19 protein-coding genes and 1 tRNA gene are annotated in these 17,289 nt (G+C 40.6%); 2 read left to right on the top strand and 18 right to left on the bottom strand.

Features of this window, described 5'->3' with window-relative positions:
- Positions 1–54 precede the first annotated feature (54 nt).
- From ACYVQ1_RS08740 to miaA, 4 genes are all read right to left on the bottom strand, one after another.
- Positions 55–1,430, bottom strand: a protein-coding gene (locus tag ACYVQ1_RS08740) for an IS3 family transposase (RefSeq protein ID WP_461250437.1) whose coding sequence is annotated in 2 segments (ribosomal slippage) — positions 55–989 and positions 989–1,430 — 1,377 coding nt in all. Because the reading frame shifts where the segments join, the coding sequence is not laid out codon by codon here.
- Between the two features lie 113 nt (positions 1,431–1,543).
- Positions 1,544–3,196, bottom strand: a complete 1,653-nt coding sequence (gene dnaX, locus ACYVQ1_RS08735; protein WP_461250436.1) for a DNA polymerase III subunit gamma/tau — start codon at positions 3,194–3,196, stop codon at positions 1,544–1,546.
- Positions 3,196–3,696 (bottom strand): GAF domain-containing protein, encoded by a 501-nt coding sequence (locus tag ACYVQ1_RS08730; protein WP_461250435.1) that lies wholly within the window; start codon positions 3,694–3,696, stop codon positions 3,196–3,198. Before ACYVQ1_RS08730 ends, dnaX begins: the two co-directional genes overlap by 1 nt.
- A 33-nt stretch (positions 3,697–3,729) precedes the next feature.
- A complete protein-coding gene (miaA, locus tag ACYVQ1_RS08725) occupies positions 3,730–4,641 on the bottom strand; it encodes a tRNA (adenosine(37)-N6)-dimethylallyltransferase MiaA (protein ID WP_461250434.1) in 912 nt (303 codons plus the stop codon).
- A 75-nt stretch (positions 4,642–4,716) separates the two neighbouring features.
- Between miaA and ACYVQ1_RS08720 the strand changes: the two genes are divergently transcribed.
- Complete coding sequence (locus ACYVQ1_RS08720) at positions 4,717–4,893, top strand: DUF3042 family protein (protein ID WP_002883513.1); 177 nt, start codon at positions 4,717–4,719, stop codon at positions 4,891–4,893.
- Between the two features lie 290 nt (positions 4,894–5,183).
- Positions 5,184–5,519: a hypothetical protein gene (locus ACYVQ1_RS08715; RefSeq protein ID WP_461250433.1), complete on the top strand. Its 336-nt coding sequence runs from the start codon at positions 5,184–5,186 to the stop codon at positions 5,517–5,519.
- A gap of 174 nt (positions 5,520–5,693) precedes the next feature.
- Here the strand turns inward: ACYVQ1_RS08715 and ACYVQ1_RS08710 are convergent.
- The 14 genes from ACYVQ1_RS08710 to ACYVQ1_RS08645 all read right to left on the bottom strand — a co-directional run bounded on the left by ACYVQ1_RS08710 (position 5,694) and on the right by ACYVQ1_RS08645 (position 17,251).
- Positions 5,694–5,765 (bottom strand) — tRNA-Arg (locus ACYVQ1_RS08710).
- A gap of 50 nt (positions 5,766–5,815) precedes the next feature.
- Positions 5,816–6,163, bottom strand: coding sequence for a 50S ribosomal protein L19 (gene rplS, locus ACYVQ1_RS08705; RefSeq protein WP_002883489.1), 348 nt, complete (start codon positions 6,161–6,163; stop codon positions 5,816–5,818).
- Positions 6,164–6,290: 127 nt separating this feature from the next.
- Positions 6,291–7,517 carry a voltage-gated chloride channel family protein gene (locus tag ACYVQ1_RS08700; protein ID WP_461250432.1) on the bottom strand — a complete coding sequence of 409 codons (1,227 nt, stop codon included), beginning with the start codon at positions 7,515–7,517 and terminating at the stop codon, positions 6,291–6,293.
- Between the two features lie 9 nt (positions 7,518–7,526).
- Positions 7,527–7,799 carry a chorismate mutase gene (locus tag ACYVQ1_RS08695; protein ID WP_461250431.1) on the bottom strand — a complete coding sequence of 91 codons (273 nt, stop codon included), beginning with the start codon at positions 7,797–7,799 and terminating at the stop codon, positions 7,527–7,529.
- A gap of 73 nt (positions 7,800–7,872) precedes the next feature.
- Positions 7,873–9,408 (bottom strand): ClC family H(+)/Cl(-) exchange transporter, encoded by a 1,536-nt coding sequence (locus ACYVQ1_RS08690; RefSeq protein ID WP_417164270.1) that lies wholly within the window; start codon positions 9,406–9,408, stop codon positions 7,873–7,875.
- 50 nt (positions 9,409–9,458) lie between these two features.
- The gene (locus ACYVQ1_RS08685; protein WP_002888085.1) at positions 9,459–9,902 is read right to left on the bottom strand and encodes a flavodoxin; all 444 of its coding nucleotides are present in this window, start codon (positions 9,900–9,902) and stop codon (positions 9,459–9,461) included.
- Positions 9,903–10,271: 369 nt separating this feature from the next.
- Positions 10,272–10,643 carry a hypothetical protein gene (locus ACYVQ1_RS08680; RefSeq protein ID WP_461250430.1) on the bottom strand — a complete coding sequence of 124 codons (372 nt, stop codon included), beginning with the start codon at positions 10,641–10,643 and terminating at the stop codon, positions 10,272–10,274.
- A gap of 12 nt (positions 10,644–10,655) precedes the next feature.
- Positions 10,656–11,375 (bottom strand): matrixin family metalloprotease, encoded by a 720-nt coding sequence (locus ACYVQ1_RS08675; protein WP_002890801.1) that lies wholly within the window; start codon positions 11,373–11,375, stop codon positions 10,656–10,658.
- 119 nt (positions 11,376–11,494) lie between these two features.
- Positions 11,495–12,277, bottom strand: a complete 783-nt coding sequence (locus ACYVQ1_RS08670) for an alpha/beta hydrolase (protein WP_061652391.1) — start codon at positions 12,275–12,277, stop codon at positions 11,495–11,497.
- Between the two features lie 140 nt (positions 12,278–12,417).
- Positions 12,418–14,079, bottom strand: coding sequence for a ribonuclease J (locus ACYVQ1_RS08665; protein WP_037600162.1), 1,662 nt, complete (start codon positions 14,077–14,079; stop codon positions 12,418–12,420).
- Between the two features lie 179 nt (positions 14,080–14,258).
- Positions 14,259–15,017 (bottom strand): ABC transporter ATP-binding protein, encoded by a 759-nt coding sequence (locus ACYVQ1_RS08660; protein WP_461250429.1) that lies wholly within the window; start codon positions 15,015–15,017, stop codon positions 14,259–14,261.
- Entirely contained in the window at positions 15,014–15,883 is an 870-nt protein-coding gene (locus tag ACYVQ1_RS08655) for an ABC transporter permease (protein WP_002883493.1), read from the bottom strand. The genes ACYVQ1_RS08660 and ACYVQ1_RS08655 overlap by 4 nt, the downstream gene beginning before the upstream one ends.
- A 9-nt stretch (positions 15,884–15,892) precedes the next feature.
- A complete protein-coding gene (trpX, locus tag ACYVQ1_RS08650; RefSeq protein WP_270281650.1) occupies positions 15,893–16,894 on the bottom strand; it encodes a tryptophan ABC transporter substrate-binding protein in 1,002 nt (333 codons plus the stop codon).
- Between the two features lie 135 nt (positions 16,895–17,029).
- Positions 17,030–17,251 carry a DUF4649 family protein gene (locus tag ACYVQ1_RS08645; protein WP_002890796.1) on the bottom strand — a complete coding sequence of 74 codons (222 nt, stop codon included), beginning with the start codon at positions 17,249–17,251 and terminating at the stop codon, positions 17,030–17,032.
- Positions 17,252–17,289: the final 38 nt, after the last annotated feature.

The raw sequence follows: 17,289 nt of genomic DNA, 5'->3' as shown, positions 1-17,289 counted from the left end.
TAGTTACGACGTCTAGCGCCAAAGGACTTATCGACTTAACAAGACACCACTACTTTAACATAACGAAAAAAGTAGTGAGTACTTTCTCCCGTCGGAGATTTCCTCACTACTAATCTTAGTATGTTTTAGTTTTACCTTAATGCGTTTGTTGTTGTAATAATTAATATAGTCTACAATAGCTTGTTCCAAATGATCAATTGACTTAAAAATCTTTTCATAACCGTAAAACATTTCGGATTTCAAAATGCCAAAGAAGGATTCCATCATGCCATTATCTGGGCTGTTCCCTTTACGTGACATGGATGGTTGGATTCTTTTCTCCTCTAAAAAATGATGATAGAAATCATGTTGATATTGCCATCCCTGGTCACTATGGAGAATTGTATGTTCGTAATGGTCCTCTGTGAAGGCTTGTTCCAACATCATTTTTACTTGTGCTAAGTTCGGTGACGTAGAAAGATTGTAAGCAATAATTTCACTGTTAAAACCATCTAAAACTGGTGATAAATAGAGTTTTTGACTGCTTGCTGAAATGACAAACTCTGTCACATCTGTGTAGCACTTTTCCATTGGTTTTGATGCTTCAAACTGGCGTTGAATGAGATTCTCTGCTTTCATACCAACCTCTCCTTGATATGAATAATACTTACGTTTACGACGAATTCGAGCACTTAAACCAAGAGCCTTCATTAGACGTTGCACTTTCTTATGATTTACTACGAAGCCACGATTCCTCAATTCAAGAGTCATTCGACGATAGCCGTAATTCCCTTTATGCTCAGTAAAAATAGATTGAATTTCAACTTTAACATCACAATTCTTATCGCTTTGATCGAGCTGTTTTAAATGATAATAATAAGTAGAACGGGCAAGTTTAATAATCTTTAGAAGAATCTCTAAAGCAAACTCTGTTACTAATCCTCGGACAATTTCCGTTTTTCTTCTTGCTCTTTCTCGTCCCTCAATCGGAGTTCTCTCAACTTTTTTAGAACCGCATTCTCCGCTCTCAAGTACTCATTTTCTGCTTGAAGACGTTCTAGTTCCGTCATTTCTTTCAGTTTTTTCTTTGGCTTACGTCCCATTTTAGGTATTCTTTCTCTTGTCTTCTCAACAATAGTATACCCGTTTTTCTTATAGTGTACGAGCCAGTTAGGAAGCGTTCCACGATTTGGGAGAGCATATTCGAGAGAAACTCTATCTTGAGAATAGCCTTTAAATAGGACTTTATCAATCATTTCTTGTTTTAATTCAGTAAAGTAGTAACGATTCTTTCCCTTTTTGGCGATTTCTATTCCGTATCGATCAATCAATTTGATTATGTAGCTAAGATTAGAAATGTTTATCCCAAATTTATTTGAAAGCTGCTCTAAGCTATATCCTTGGTTTCTAAGTTCATAGATTTGAACCTTATCTTCATAAGTCAATTTCATAATAAAAACACCCCAAAAGTTAGATTTTTTCTACCTAACTTTTGGGGTTCAGTTCAGTCCTTCCTCGCTTTTTCATTTCTGGGCTCGGACCTAAAAAGGTTCACTGGACCTTTTTAGTCCTCTATTTCTACAACATCAGAGAGAAATTCAAGTTCTTGCGGGATATATTCTTCACGATCTTCTTTTTCTAATTCTTCCTTGGATTTGAGGCTTCGTGCAAATTCTGTTCGGAGTTTTTCAAATTCTGCTTTTGGAACAGCCATAATATTGGGTGAGAAACCGGCAGCTGAACTCATGATATTGCCAAACATATCATTGAGATCACTGCGTTTCATGACCTGTTCAGCATTAAAGGCGGCATTAAAAGCCAGGATGGCATTTTCCTGATTGGCTAATACAGGCTCAGATCCATTCAAAAGGGCCCTATTTTGTGGGCTAATAGAATCCAAGATTTCAGGCCAAGTTGCCTTTAGGGCATCCAGACATTGGCGTGATTTCTGCGGATTTTCCATGGTTTCACGCATAATAGTGAGAACCTTTTCACGATCCACCTTATACTGATAAGCAGGTTTGGCTTTTCGAGTTGGTGCTACTTCTCCTTGGACTTTGCCCTCTTTAAGAGCTTTACGTAGGCCTTCTACTTCGCGACGAAGACTATCTAACTCTTCTTGTAAATTTCCTGGAATTTCTTGTGGCATCTGACTATGGGTTTCTGACAATTTTATAGTCAGCATCTCCGCATAGATTTTAGGATGTGTTCCAGTTTTAATTTCTGGCAAGGCACTTGTAACCAAGTCAATCAATTGGAAAAGTCGGTCTTGCTCTAGAGAAAGATTCTCTTCAAAAAGGGGACTATGATGACTGTTCTCTCCACCCGCTTTGACAATCAAAAGATCACGGAAATACTCCAAGAGATCAGTCGCAAAACGGCTCATAGACTTACCATTATCAAAGAGAGTTTCGAGATTTGATAAAGCTTGCGTAGTATCTTGATTGCGAACGTTAGCGACGAAACTATCCAAGGCTGTCAAACCAATAGAACCAGTGATTTCTTCAGCTACGGCTTGGCTGACATGATTGTCAGGAGACAGACTCAGTGCTTGGTCTAAGATTGACAAAGCATCACGCATACCACCTTCTGCACGACGAGCAATAATAGTCAAAGCCTCATCATCAAAGGTCAGTCCTTCTTTTTCCAGAATTGAAGCCAAGTGCTCTTTAATAGCTCCCTGCTTGATCGATTTAAACTCAAAGCGTTGGACACGAGAAAGGATAGTCGCTGGAATCTTATGTAATTCGGTGGTCGCTAGGATAAAGACCACATTTTCAGTTGGTTCTTCCAAAGTCTTCAAAAGAGCATTGAAAGCACCTGTCGAGAGCATGTGAACTTCGTCAATAATATAGACCTTGTAAGTCGCACGACTTGGGGCATAGGTCGATTTGTCACGAATTTCACGAATCTCATCAACACCATTATTGGATGCCGCATCAATCTCTATAACATCTTCGAGACTACCGTTTGTAATATCGCGACAAATATCACAGTGATTACATGGCTCCCCATCAACTTGATTAGGACAGTTCATAGCCTTGGCAAAGATTTTCGCCGCACTAGTTTTACCGGTACCACGCGGCCCAGAAAAGAGATAGGCATGGCTGATTTTCCCTGACTCTACCGCCTGTCTTAGCGTGGTTGAAATCACTTTTTGACCAACCATTTCGCCAAAGGTCTGACTACGGTATTTACGATATAAGGCTTGATACATTAGTTTACCTCAAACATTCCAAATGTAAACTTGGTTTTCTCGAGTAGAATTTTGACAAATGCTTCAAGATAATCTTGGTCTACGTCGTTATAGTCTCCTACTTGGTGAGAATCCAAATCGAGAACACCAACTAATTTGCCATCTTTTACCATTGGTACAACAATTTCACTTCGAGCAGCGGAATCACAAGCGATGTAATTAGCGTGTTTGGTAACATCTTCGACAATTAAGGTTCTATTTTCTGCTGCAGACTGGCCACAAACACCCTTACCTAGGGCAATTCGAACACAAGAAACATTGCCTTGAAAAGGGCCAAGGATTAACTCATTATTTATATTATCCATCAGGTAGAAGCCTGTGAACACAGAATTTGGTAGAGTTGTATTCAAGAGAGCCGAGGCATTAGAAAAGTTGGCCAGAGCATTGTCTTCATTGGCAAAAAGTGCCTTAGCCTGAGCTAGCATTATTTCATAGGCTGATTTTTTTTCTTCGTTAGTCATAACTACCATTATATCAAAGATAGGTCCTTAAAACTAAGATTGACCTACCTTTTCTCCTTCCCTTTCATTTAAAAATAATTCAAGATCATGAATGACATTTTCAGGATATTCTAGACTAGAAATCTGATAAAACTTAACAGTCATCCGATTTCTGAACCAGGTTAATTGACGTTTAGCAAATCGACGCGTATTTTGCTTAAGTTTTTCCAAGGCTTCATCCAAGGTCTGATTCCCAGCAAAATAAGGAAACAACTCCTTATAGCCTATTCCACGAGCTGACTGGGCGTCAGGATAATTATCATAAAGCCACTTAGCCTCTTCCAAGAGTCCAAGTTCAACCATCTTGTCCACTCGTGTATTGATACGGTCATAAATCAAGGAGCGTTCATCATCTAATCCGATAAGAAAGGGGTCATAAGTTGTCTCAGTATTTTCAAGATTCTCCGAAAAACGATGAAGTTCAAGTGCTCTAGTGGCACGACGTCGGTTAATCTCCTTAATCTCAATACCCAAGTCATCGATTTTGTCAAAAAGTTCCTGATCAGATAATTGTTCTAATTCTGAGCGATAGGCTAAAACCTGTTTCTGGTCTACCTGTCCCCCTAGGTGATACCCTTCTAGAAGGCTTTGTAAATAGAGACCTGTTCCTCCTACAATAATAGGCAACTTGCCACGACTAACAATATCAGTAATGGTAGCCTCAGCCTCTGTTACAAAATCATAGGCTGAATAAGACTCATTAACATCGCGAACATCAATCAGATGATGCACTGCTGCAGCCTGCTCTTCAGGAGTGGCCTTTGCGGTTCCTATATTCAATTGTCGGTAAACCTGCTGGCTATCTCCTGAAATAATTTCTCCATTAAAGCGCTGGGCCAATTTAATCCCAAGCGCCGTTTTTCCCACAGCAGTAGGTCCAGCCACTACAATAAGTTTGGTTTTCATAATGTTTTCACTTGCTATTCTAGATATTTTTTTAGATAATATAAGCATATTATAACATATACGGAGGATAGTCTCATGGCTAAAAAACATTCATTCGCTAAAGGTGTCGCTACTGGCGTTATCGGAACTGCTGCTACTGTAGCAGGTGCTGTCTTCGCAGTTAAGAAAACCATTATCGAACCAGAAGAAAAAAAATTGGCTTTCATCGAAGAAAACCGTAAAAAAGCAGCTCGCCGTCGTGTAAGCCGCTAAAACTGATGACCAGGGAAACCTGGTTTTTTACTGTAATTTTTACTCTTCATCTATGACTAAGAACGGAGCCAAATTTGAAAAGAAAAGAAAAAAATATAATATCATTACTTTCTCTTTTCTAGCTTTCTTCTTTCTCTTTGGTTTTTTATCAAAACATTTAAAAGAACCTGTAAAGCCTGCAGCAAAAACGCATCACATCTCTCACACCCTTTCATCAAAAAGCAGCTCATCTCATAAAAAAGAGAATACTAAATCATCAACAGCTACTTCTACGGAAGACCATAAGAGGGATGCTAAAGACGAAAATAAGAACCAAGCATCTCCTTCTGCTCAAGAAGCAAATCAGAAAACAAAACAACCAAACATCCCACCAAGAGGGAAATCAAGAAAAGTCCAAGCCTGCTGAAGGCGGACGAGGTTGGGGCGGACCAGAAGATGGCTCCTATGCCACTAACGGAGGAGGCGGTGGAGGTCACGATGCAGCCTTCGCCGCAGGTGCTGGTGGAGGAAGCAATCACTCAAGCTCAACTGATCAGAGCAATGAGTGGGTTAACGACGTTGATAACAATCCTTACGAGTACCCACAAGCTTCATCAAGCACAGACACAAGTGCAAATTCCAATTAATGAGATAACAGAATACTAAACATCACCAGTATTCTATTTTGAACCTTAGTTAGGACTAATCCTGACTAGGGTTTTTGCTTATCAAAAAAACACCTATATTGGAATAGGTGTCAAATACATTTGGTTTAATTTGGGGCAGAATAGCTTTAGACCGCATGGTTAAAGGCTTAAAAATGTCCCCTGCCGGAATCGAACCAGCAACGACTCCTTAGGAGGGAGTTGTTATATCCATTTAACTAAGAGGACTTATGAAAAAATCTGCCACGAGGACAGATTTTTTATGTGAAATCTGTAAATTATTTACGGATTTCTTTGATACGTGCAGCTTTACCTTGCAAAGCACGCAAGTAGTAAAGTTTAGCACGGCGGACTTTACCGTAGCGTACAACTTCAATCTTTTCAACACGTGGAGTGTGGATTGGGAAAGTACGTTCTACACCGATACCGCTTGAAATTTTACGAACTGTGTACATTTCTGAGATCCCTTGACCTTTGCGTGAAATAACTACACCTTCAAAGATCTGGATACGTTCGCGAGTTCCTTCGACAACTTTCGCGTGAACGCGAACTGTGTCACCAGGACGGAATGATGGGATGTCAGTACGAAGTTGACCTTCTGTCAAACTTTGGATCAATGGATTCATTTTTATATACTCCTATCTTACTAATCTTAAGAGCAACCTCTGTGTCTCAGCGGATTAGCCGTTATTTTTGTGTGTCCATTACACACTCTTAATATGTTATCAAAAATTTTTAAAGATGTCTAGTATCTTATTGCATTTCTATCATTTTTTGTTGACCATAAATGCTTGTCTTATGATTGATGAGATAAGCAAAAGCCATGACAATTGCATAAGGGATTGCATTAGCTGGACCAAAAACCTCAACGCCTATGAAAATAGGTGCTAAAAGGGTATTGGTACTGCTACCAAAGACAGATAGATAGCCAAGACCTGCTACAAGTGGGATTGGAAGTCCTAGAACTGGTGCTAAAACAGCACCAAGACTTGCTCCTATGGCAAACAAAGGAGTTACTTCTCCTCCTTGGAACCCAAGAGATAAGGTGAAGACGGTCAAGAGCAATTTCAAGAGCCAATCCAATGGATAAATGGTACCACCACCAACACTTAAAGCAATCAAATTCGTTCCAAGACCTGTATAGCGTCCCTTCCACAAAATCAGAAGAAGACAGGTTAAGACGACACTTCCTAATAGAACACGATAATAGGGATTTGGGAGCAGACTTGCCACTTTCTTTTTAGATAGTGATAAGAGATAAGCAAAGAGATTTCCTGCTATACCAAAGACCAGACCTAAAAGAGCTAATTTAACGAATGTCTCAAGGTCAATAGTCAAACTTTCGGATACAAAGTGACTAAATTTTTCAAGACCTAAAAGGTGGCTTGTTGTACTAGCCACAAAAGATGCAATAAGAGTTGGTACTAAAATTGGAAGGCTTAACTGTCCCAGGATCAAGACCTCAAGAGCAAAGAAGGTCGCAGCAATTGGTGTTTGGAAGAGACCTCCAAAACCAGCAGCCATCCCCATGGTCAAGCAAAGTCGTGAGGCATTAGGTATCTTAAAGTAGCGACTAAAGGCATGGGAAACTGTGGCACCAAGTTGCACTGCTACCCCTTCACGACCTGCCGAACCCCCAAAAAGATGTGTCAGCCACGTTGTCACTGTCACAAGTGGGATTAATCTTAAAGGTACCTGCTTCTCCTCATTGTGACCAACCTTGAAAATTAAGCCCATTCCTTGTGCTGCCTTGCCTGCAAACCTATGGTAAAGGTAAACAATCAAAAGCCCAGCTATAGGAAGCGCTGGGACTAGATAAAAGAGATGGTGGTCCCGATATTCTGAAAGTCCTATGAGAACACGACCAAAAATAGCATCAATCAGCCCAACTATCACTCCTAGAAAGACAGCATAGAGACTTAAAATCACTAAATTGGAGTATGAGAGACCTTGACTCTCACTTAATTGTCTAACTTTCATCTTAATAACCTACTTTCCTTCAAGCTTACCAGCTTGATAAGTACGTGAATGCTTCATAATATCTGCAAAGCTAGCTACGATAGCCTCTTGGTATTCTGGATTTACGACACTCGCTGCTACATTATCCAGCAAAGCCTGCTCACGCTCAGGATCATAGATTGCCTTTCCGGTGCGTTGTTTATAAGCACTTACTCGAGTTACCAATTTCATACGTTCTTCCAACAAAGCCACAATCTCATTATCAACGGTGTCAATCTGTTGGCGAATCTCATTTAAGTCCATACTGACCTCCTTTTTTCTCTTCATTATAACAAAAATGACCTGAGGACAAAAGAGCCTCAAGCCATTGAATTGCTTATAAAAAGAGTTTTCTTACCTGACTGATATTACTTTCATTAACAACCAAATATAAGGTTGCTCCTGCTTTTAGACGTGTGTCTCCATGAACAACCTCAGACTGGTCTTGAAAAATCTGAGTGGAAATCAAAACCCCGTCAGGTAAGGTTAAATCCTTAACCAATCGACCAGCTAAACTATCTGTAACTGGTAAATCAATCATCGTCGGTATATTATCAACTTGTTTTGGTTCGTGAGCAATCAGATTGTGAAGCATGGCTTCATAGACGGGTTCTCCTCCCATGAAATCCATGACGAGATAGGCAATCAGGGTCACAACTCCGATTGTCATCAATTGGTGAAGGTCACCCACCATCTCAGTCACTAAAATCATAGCAGTTAGCGGTGCCTTGGATACTGCACCGAAATAACCAGCCATACCAAGAATGATAAAAATAGGGAACTGACTGACTTGTAAGAATCCTAGATTTTCAAAAGCTGCCGCAAAGACGCTACCAGAAAGAGCACCTAAAGTCAAAATCGGCAAGAAAATCCCACCAGGAAAACCTGAACCAAAGGACAACATACTCCAAATAAAGCGAATAGCCAAATAGAGGATAGCCACAGTTAGAGCAGGATGTAAATCATTTAGGGCAAGAATCAATTCATTCCCACCACCTAAAAGATATGGAAAATAGAGACCTATAGGAATGATAAACAGAACTGCCAGAAGGCCATGAAAATGAGATGGCAAGTGGAAGATTTTCCCTAACCCTTGGTAGACCTTACCAATACGTAAGACAACCCACTCATAACCGTATCCAAGCACACCTAGAAAAATCCCCAAGATAATAAGAATCCAATAATCTTTCAAAGGAAATACGGGTAATTTTTCTGTCATAGCAAGAACCGGAACCTGACCAAAGATCCGTAAGGAAACAGCATTGGCTACTAAAGATGCCGTTAAAGCTGTCACCCAAACATGGCGCGAGAAATGATGATAGACTTCTTCGACAACAAACAGAAGACCGGCAATAGGGGCATTGAAGGCAGCCGATAACCCTGCTGCCGCTCCTGCAGCAATCAAGACGCGCTTTTCACGTGCAGAGAGCTTAAGACTCTCAGCTAAGCCCTTAGCAGTCATAGCACCAAGTTGAATACTAGGGCCCTCACGTCCCAGCATAAGTCCCATTGAAATCCCAAGGACTCCACCTAGGAACTTACGCCATAATACTGACCACCAAGACGGATGTAAGAGCCCCATCAGTTCCCCTTCAACATGGGGAATTCCTGAGCCCTTGATGTCTTTTTCCTGCTTAATAAGGTAACCAATAAAAAGTGCAATCAAGAGATTAACCAGAACAATTCCCAAAATCAGAAGTGGATTATGAAGAGCGTCTTTGTATATAGCTACAGAAAATTCGGCCCCTTTGGCAATTAACCAGCGAAAAAGACTGACCACTGCTCCTGCCGTCACCCCCACTAAGAGCCCTCGCCAAACGGACCAAAGCAGATGTTGAGATTGCGTCCTAAAATCTCTTTCTATTTCATTCATAAAAACTCCATTTTAACTACAATAAAAGCAGACTTTACTCTGCCTTTTTCTTATGCTAATGCTTCTGAAATTTTTTCAGCGAAAGCTTCGAGGTTCTCGATATCTTCATCTTCAGCAGAAAGATCAACCTTGACACTATCTGCTCCTTTAGTCGCCCCTGTGAAGGTGAATTGATTTTCAAATTCATCAACTGAGTGACAGAAATAATCGTAGAAAGTATCTCCTGAACCTACAACACCAAAGATTTTACCTGACAAATCGAGATCAGCCAAATCTTCGTAAAAGTCAACGATTTCATCTGGCAACTCACCATCACCATAAGTGTAAGTCGCTACAATACAGATGTCCGCATCTTCAAAATCAGCGGCATCAACCGTTGTACACTCGTCTACATCTACAGTGTGACCCAATTCTTCCAATTTTTTGGCAACGATATCTGCGATTTCTTCCGTGTTACCGGTCATACTGGCATAAACGATTTTTGCTAAAGCCATAATGTCCTCCAAAATAATAAATTAGCTATATTATATCATATTTCTTCAGAAAATAAATGACCTAATAACTCAAAAAAAACTGCCCTGATTGGCAGTTTTAAATTGACATTAATTCTTCTTTTTAGACTTTTCTTAGGTGAGTGCGGACGCTAGCGACTTCCTTCGGAATTCCATAGCTAAGTTTTGAGCCTAGTGTCTCAAAACTTCCGAGTGCCTAAAGCTTTTAAACTTTAGGCACTTTTCTCACAACGAAAAGTCTTGTCTACAGCTCGTTCTGAAATTATTAAAGGAACTATCTCATTTCATCTACAGAAAATAGTCTATGTTTTGATAGCCAAGTCACTTGTTAGAGGAAACTAAAACTGCCCATCAGGACAGTTTTAGATTTTGTAAAAGTTCAAAATGTCGATAGACTAGCCATAAGCCAACACCAACTAACAGAATGATAATCACTGCTCTCATGAGACCTCTAAGAAAAGTCAAGAGCCAAGTGAGAAGCATAGAGCTGATTAGCCAACTCCATCCAGAAGCACTGTAAAGGGTTTGAATACTCTCTATGGAATGACTTGTCAGAGTTTTTACCCAAGTGGGAATATAAATCCAAATGCCATCACCTGATAAGCCCAAACGATTGGCAATCATGGTTCCTGTTGTTTGCAACCAAGTAAAGACCCCAGCATTGAAAAGAAAAAGGAAGGTTTGCATGGGGTAACGTCTAGCAAGGCGTTTCAAATAGCGCATGACAGCCCCTCCTTAATTAGCATAAAGAGCATGGACCGTATCAATATCCACCTGTTGAATCCCGTAATAAGATCCAGCGGATTGCATAACGGATGTCTTAGAGTCATCATGGTCTAAGCCAATAGCATGTCCCAATTCGTGTTCAGCCGTATTAACAATACGCTTGTGAGTATAACCAAAATCACTATTCAAGAGGAAGTAACGATTTAACTTTACATCCACATGAGTGATGCGATTGGTCAAAACATTGGTTTGACTATCTGCTAAACCTGCTGCCTGTGAATTCGCATCGGAATAGTCTGTCGCAACAATGTCAGCCGTTGAGGCATCATCAGTTAAAGTAAAGATGAAAGCACCCGTGTTATTCCAGTTGGTGATAGCTTCCTTATAGGCGGCTACCAAGGTTTCGTCTGTAGATTGTATATAGATGCTGGCTGTATTTTGCGCCCATCTAGCTCCGTTAGACTCTGGAATAGTATCTGTCGTTGATAAGTTAGAGACAACTTTCTCAACGTCACTAGTACTGGTACCACTAAACCCTAGCTCTACTTGATGAAAGGCTTGGTTAATATTTGTGGCTAAGGTACTTGAAGAGTTATTGGCATAGTAGACGAGTCCATACCCAATGAGTGCTAGCACTAGGGCAAGTTTAAATATAGCCCAAATAAGATTCCAAATAAATTGTAAAAGAAGTTTGGGAATATAGAAGATTACTCTGAATAATTTTTTCATTATTGAGCCTCCTTTTCGAAACTTCCCTTAGTATATCAAGCTCTAATAGTTCTGACAAGTAAAAAATATCACTTTAAGCTTTTATCATCTCTTTGATAAGATGTTACAAACTTGACCTATTAAGACAAACGTTCTTCTTTAACGTAATCAATAGGTAACCATTCTAAGTAGGCTTCTAGTTGTTTTTCCCAATAATACCATTCATGTCTTCCATGGTCCGTGCGGTAGTCAATGTCCAAACCAAGAGCTTTCAAATCAGCTACTGCTTTGTTTTGAGAGTCAAAAAGGAAATCCTCAAGACCACACCAGGCAAAGAATTTGGTTTTCTTGTCATGTTGTTTGGCTAGATTGACCAGTTTATGCTGCTCAATGTCTTTTCCTTCTAAATCTCCAAAGACACCTTGCCAGTATTCCTTAGACTCACTCGTTTCATCAGTAATCATCTCCACTGATAATCCAAGAGCACCAGAGAAGGAACCGGCACAAGCAAAGTTATTTGTCGTTAAGGCGAGTTTGAAAGACCCATAGCCACCCATAGAAAGTCCAGCGATAAAAGTCTTTTCACGCTTCTTAGTCATACTTGGGAAGAAACGTTGCATGACTTGAGGAAGTTCCTTAGCAATGGCATCGTAATACTTAACACCGTATTTGGTATTTGTATACCATCCATTTTCAGAGTTAGGCATAATAACGATAAGATTAGTCTTACGAAGGAGACGCTGAATATTGGTACGAAAGGCCCAAGAATTATGATTGCCCCCCATGCCATGAAGGAGATAGAGAACCGGAATGTCCGTATCACTTTCCGTTTCAGCAATCTGGTCGCGGTCTGGATAAATGACATCTACTTGACGGTACTGTCCTAGAACATCTGAAGAGTATTCAATTTGAAAAAAAGCCATTGTATTTTCCTTTCTAAATGTCAGAAAAGCTGGGATCCCCCAGCTTCTGCTTTAAGAAGAAAATCTTGTTGAGATTTACCTCTATTTCGATGAATGCAAGCAAGACGAAGACGCTCACACCCTTATTGTAACATCAATGATTAACGTACTTCCATGACTACCGGAAGAATCGCTGGGCGACGTTTAGTTTGGTCAAAGAGGAACTTAGCTACATCGTCTCGGACAGCCCCTTTAAGTTCACCCCAATCGAAGCTGTCTCCTGCCAAGTAATTTTCAACGGTAGCATTGACAATGTCAGCAGCCTCACGGAGAATGTCACGGCTCTTCTTAACATAGACGAACCCACGAGTGTTCACACGCGCTTTAGAGACAATCTTACGTTCCTTCTTGTTCACAGTGATAGCTACGATAAAGATACCATCTTCAGACAAGACCTTGCGGTCACGAAGGACGATATTACCCACATCACCAATGGCATTACCGTCGATCATCACATCACCAGCTGGAACAGCTCCTTCATGAAGGAAACCTTGATCTTCAGACAAGTGCATGATATCACCGCGTTTAACGATATAAATATTTTCTGGAAGAATACCAACTTCCAAGGCTAACTCTGCATGGGCTTGAAGGTCACGGTACTCACCTTGGATAGGGAAGAGATACTGTGGACGAAGGAGATTAATCATCAATTGAAGTTCACGAGCATTGGCATGTCCAGATACACGAAGGCTCTGCGTAATCATCTTAACAGTTCCACCAGCCTTATAGATAGCGTTGTTGACACGTGCCACTACAGCTTCTTTAGCAATGCTTGGAGTTGTTACGATATAAACCAGATCTCCATCCTTAATTTGAACGTAACGGTGACGACCAACAGCCATCTTTTGGAGACCATCGATTGGTTCACCCATACGACCATTTTCAAGGATAATCAACTCGTGGTCTTCAAACTTGTTCATGTCTTTTGGTTTGACAATAAGTTTTTCATGCTCCACAGTCAATTTTTTGAGACGGATGGCTGTTCGGACTATATTTTCAACGTCAAAACCAGTAAGAACAACGCGACGTCCGTGATCAGCAGCTGAATCGAAGACTTGTTGAATACGTACCAAGTTTGAGGCAACTGCAGCAACAATAACACGTCCTTCTGCATCGGCAATGACTTGGTCAATTTCTTGACCAACTTCTGCTTCCGAAGCTGTTTGTTCAGTACTTGTCGCATTTGCTGAGTCTGACAAGAGGGCCAAGACACCTTCACGTCCAATTTCAGCCAAACGACCTAAATCAGTTTTGTAATAAGGACGTGCAGCTTGGTCAAACTTGAAGTCACCAGTATAAACAATATTGCCTTGGTCAGTGCCAAGAACAATCCCCATTGATTCTGGAATAGAGTGGGTTGTTTTAAAGAATGAGACTTCAGCATCTTCAAATTCAATTTCAGTTTCTGCGTCAATAACATGGAAGTTATTGAATTTCTTAACGCCAGCATTTTTTACAAAAAGCTTAGCCAACTCAATAGTAAGTGATGACCCAAAGACTGGTACTTTGACGTCTTGCAAGATATAAGGTAGGGCACCAATGGCATCAGCATGTCCGTGAGTCAAGAAAATCCCTTGGATACGATCTCTATTCTCAATCAAGTAATCTAAGTTAGGAATGACAAAGTCAACACCTAATTGTTCATTTTCAGGATACTTTAGACCAGCATCCAAGATAAAGATAGAGTCGTTAATCTCAACAATATAGAGGTTCTTAGCATTTTCACGTACTCCACCTAGGGCAATAATTTTAATATCGCTCATGCTTGTTTTTCTCCTTTTTAGTTTGACTCTCTTCTAGAGCCTATTTTTACAGACGGTCCAAGAAGCTGAACGTTCGTGCGAACAGTCTCCTTGTCGATTTACAGGCCACAACAAAAAGTTGCATACTCTTTAAGTATACAACTTTTTAGCTTATTTTACAATTTAGAGTCAGACGATAGTTACTCAAACATAGCGTAGTAGTCTGTGATATCCAATTGACCTTTTTCTTCCTTGGTAAGGTCTTTAATGATTTGACCATCCTTCATAACGATAAGACGATTTCCGTATTTAAGGGCATCTTCCATATGGTGAGTAATCATCAAGGCTGTCAAGTGGTCGCCCGTCACAAACTCATCGGTCAACTCCATGAGAGCCACACTTGTCTTAGGATCTAAGGCTGCGGTGTGTTCGTCTAAGAGCAAGAGCTCAGGACGTTTAAGTGTCGCCATCAAAAGACTGAGTGCCTGACGCTGACCACCTGAGAGGAGACCTGCTGGTGTATCTAAGTGTTTTTCTATACCATTACTGATACGTTCAATCAGACCTTGAAATTCCTCTGTGTAGAGATGAATTTGGCGTGATTTAAGACCTCGTTTTTCGCCACGGTATTTGGCAATCAAAAGATTTTCTGCAACCGTCATACGAGGAGCCGTTCCCATTTTAGGATCTTGGAAGACCCGTGAGAGGTACTTGGCACGTTTCTCAGCAGGCAGAGCCGTAACATCCTCACCCATGATGAAAATATGACCACTGGTCAACATGAGGGTCCCAGCAATGACATTGAAGAGGGTTGATTTTCCAGCACCATTTCCACCAAGAATGGTAATAAAATCACCTTCTCTAATGGTAAGATTGACATGGTCCAGGATGGTTTTTTCGGTATCAAAACCATTATTAACCTTAACAGTCGCATCTTTAAGTTCTACAATAGCTGTCATCGTGATAAGGTCACCCCCTTAAAGAATTTTCGGCGTAGGACAGGCGAGATCAAGCAAATGGCCAGAACAATCGCACTAAAGAGTTTGAGGTAGTTCGTGTTAAAGCCAAGAGCGATAACTGCTGTCAAAAGGAACTGATAGAGGATTGAACCAATACAGATGGCAATCAAACGTTCCAACAGAGTCAAGTTAGTCGCATAGAGGACCTCACCAATGATGATGCTGGCAAGACCAATGACGATAACACCAATACCTTTAGAAACATCGGCATAACCGTCCTGTTGACTAATCAAGGCTCCTGAGAGGGCAATGATACCGTTTGAGATAACAAGACCCATCACTTCCATATTGTCTGTGTTGATACCAAAAGATTTGGCCATGTCTCTATTATCACCTGTGGCAATATATGCTTGACCTAGGCGCGTGTTAAGAAAGGCAATCAAGGCAGTGATAACAATGGTTACAGCAATGAGACCAACAATCAAGAGGTTGTAGTCCTTGCTGAAAGGAAGTAAATCTTGAATAGTCTTAATATCAAGAAGTCCTAGGTTGGCCCTTCCCATAATCATAAGCATGACTGAGTTAAGAGAAGTCATGACCAAAATCCCTGCCAAAATAGTAGGAATTTCTCCCTTAGTATAGAGGAGACCAGTCACAAGTCCAGCACCACAGCCGGCCAAAACAGCAACCAAGGTTGCTAAAATTGGGTTCCAACCAAAGTTCATAAGAGTTACTGCTACTGCCCCACCAAGAGGAAAGGAACCTTCTGTTGTCAAATCAGGAAAATCCAAGATACGGAAAGTCATGTAAATCCCAAGACCTAGGATTCCGTATAGAAGCCCCTGATAAATAGATGAAATAATCATAAGTCCTCCTTATTTATCAGCTTTAACAGCGATGTCTGACTGTTTAAGCACATCGTCAGGGATGGTGATGTTGAGGTCTTGAGCAACTTTAAGGTTGAGCGTTGGAGTACCATCATCAATAACATCAACTGGGATATCCTTAACTTTCTTACCTTTAAGAACCTTAACAGCACTACGAGCTGTGGCTTTTCCAAGTTCATATTGGCTTTGAGCAACTGAGGCCAAACCGCCCTCTTTCACCATAGTATCGACAGTCGTATAAACTGGAATCTTAGCTTGGTTGGCTGATGAGATTACTGTTGAAAAGGCTGAGGCAATAGTATTATCTTGTGGCGTCCAGATAGCATCTACCTTACCAGTCATGACTGACATGGTTGTATTGATTTCATTGGTTGATGGTACGGCATACTCGACCACATTTAGGCCATCTTTTTCAGCGAATTTCTTAAAGCTCTCAACCTGTGATTTGGAATTATCCTCGCTTGAAGCGTAGAGAATACCAATCGTTTTAGCATTTGGTGTTAGTGATTTGACCAACTCTACTGTCTGCTTAATAGGCACTTGGTTGGAAGTCCCTGTGACATTACCTTCCGGATGCTTGAGATTCTTAACCAATTTGGCCCCAACAGGGTCTGAGATAGCTCCCATAATGACTGGAATGTTCTTGGTAGCTGCCGCTAGCCCTTGTGCTGCTGGCGTTGCAATACCGATAACGACATCATTCTTGTCATTGACCAATTGTTTAGACATGGTTTGAATTTTAGACTGGTCTCCTTCGGCATTTAGGAGGGTGATTTTAACCTTGTCTCCCTTATAACCAGCTTCCTTAAGACCATCCTCAATTCCCTTCTCGATTTGATCCAGGGCATCGTGAGTCACGAACTGGAGGATTCCTACTTTGACGACCTTATTAGCATCTTGGTGCTCTTTTTTGAAAAGATCTGTACCAATAGAACCGAGCGTCAAGATAGCTAAGAAAACCAAAGTCCAAATTAAACGCTTGTTTTTCATATGTGTCTCCTTCTATAAATTCTTCCTTTCTATTGTAAGTCATTTTCAGTCAATTAGCAATATTCTTAATTTATAAAAATTACCTTTCTCAAAGAAAAAGAATCAGAACACGATGTCTGATTCTTTTTCCTATTATTACTGATATTGTGCCAAGTCTAGCTTCATAATATAAAAGTAAAGGTCGCCATATTGTCCTTTGTAGCCAATATCATGTCCGTTTATAGTCACCTTAGTGACTGGCGTTGAATCCGGTAAGGCAATCCAACAAGCTTGCTGTGCTCTGACAAATTCATTGTAATCTTCAAAAGAAGTGTGTTTTTCTTGCTTTGCAGTATTTAAATAAGTTACTTCAATCATCGAGGGACCTCCTTTTAATCCTTTAATTAAAGTCTAGA

The sequence above is a fragment of the Streptococcus parasalivarius genome (assembly GCF_054785155.1).
This window is presented reverse-complemented; position numbering and strand designations above follow the sequence as displayed.

Bases quoted from the DNA above. Each gene is read 5' to 3' on its own strand.
- dnaX (WP_461250436.1), bottom strand. From the start codon at position 3,196: ATGTATCAAGCCTTATATCGTAAATACCGTAGTCAGACCTTTGGCGAA.
- ACYVQ1_RS08730 (WP_461250435.1), bottom strand. From the start codon at position 3,696: ATGACTAACGAAGAAAAAAAATCAGCCTATGAAATAATGCTAGCTCAG.
- miaA (WP_461250434.1), bottom strand. From the start codon at position 4,641: ATGAAAACCAAACTTATTGTAGTGGCTGGACCTACTGCTGTGGGAAAA.
- ACYVQ1_RS08720 (WP_002883513.1), top strand. From the start codon at position 4,717: ATGGCTAAAAAACATTCATTCGCTAAAGGTGTCGCTACTGGCGTTATC.
- ACYVQ1_RS08715 (WP_461250433.1), top strand. From the start codon at position 5,184: ATGCTAAAGACGAAAATAAGAACCAAGCATCTCCTTCTGCTCAAGAAG.
- rplS (WP_002883489.1), bottom strand. From the start codon at position 6,163: ATGAATCCATTGATCCAAAGTTTGACAGAAGGTCAACTTCGTACTGAC.
- ACYVQ1_RS08700 (WP_461250432.1), bottom strand. From the start codon at position 7,517: ATGAAAGTTAGACAATTAAGTGAGAGTCAAGGTCTCTCATACTCCAAT.
- ACYVQ1_RS08695 (WP_461250431.1), bottom strand. From the start codon at position 7,799: ATGGACTTAAATGAGATTCGCCAACAGATTGACACCGTTGATAATGAG.
- ACYVQ1_RS08690 (WP_417164270.1), bottom strand. From the start codon at position 9,408: ATGAATGAAATAGAAAGAGATTTTAGGACGCAATCTCAACATCTGCTT.
- ACYVQ1_RS08685 (WP_002888085.1), bottom strand. From the start codon at position 9,902: ATGGCTTTAGCAAAAATCGTTTATGCCAGTATGACCGGTAACACGGAA.
- ACYVQ1_RS08680 (WP_461250430.1), bottom strand. From the start codon at position 10,643: ATGCGCTATTTGAAACGCCTTGCTAGACGTTACCCCATGCAAACCTTC.
- ACYVQ1_RS08675 (WP_002890801.1), bottom strand. From the start codon at position 11,375: ATGAAAAAATTATTCAGAGTAATCTTCTATATTCCCAAACTTCTTTTA.
- ACYVQ1_RS08670 (WP_061652391.1), bottom strand. From the start codon at position 12,277: ATGGCTTTTTTTCAAATTGAATACTCTTCAGATGTTCTAGGACAGTAC.
- ACYVQ1_RS08665 (WP_037600162.1), bottom strand. From the start codon at position 14,079: ATGAGCGATATTAAAATTATTGCCCTAGGTGGAGTACGTGAAAATGCT.
- ACYVQ1_RS08660 (WP_461250429.1), bottom strand. From the start codon at position 15,017: ATGACAGCTATTGTAGAACTTAAAGATGCGACTGTTAAGGTTAATAAT.
- ACYVQ1_RS08655 (WP_002883493.1), bottom strand. From the start codon at position 15,883: ATGATTATTTCATCTATTTATCAGGGGCTTCTATACGGAATCCTAGGT.
- trpX (WP_270281650.1), bottom strand. From the start codon at position 16,894: ATGAAAAACAAGCGTTTAATTTGGACTTTGGTTTTCTTAGCTATCTTG.
- ACYVQ1_RS08645 (WP_002890796.1), bottom strand. From the start codon at position 17,251: ATGATTGAAGTAACTTATTTAAATACTGCAAAGCAAGAAAAACACACT.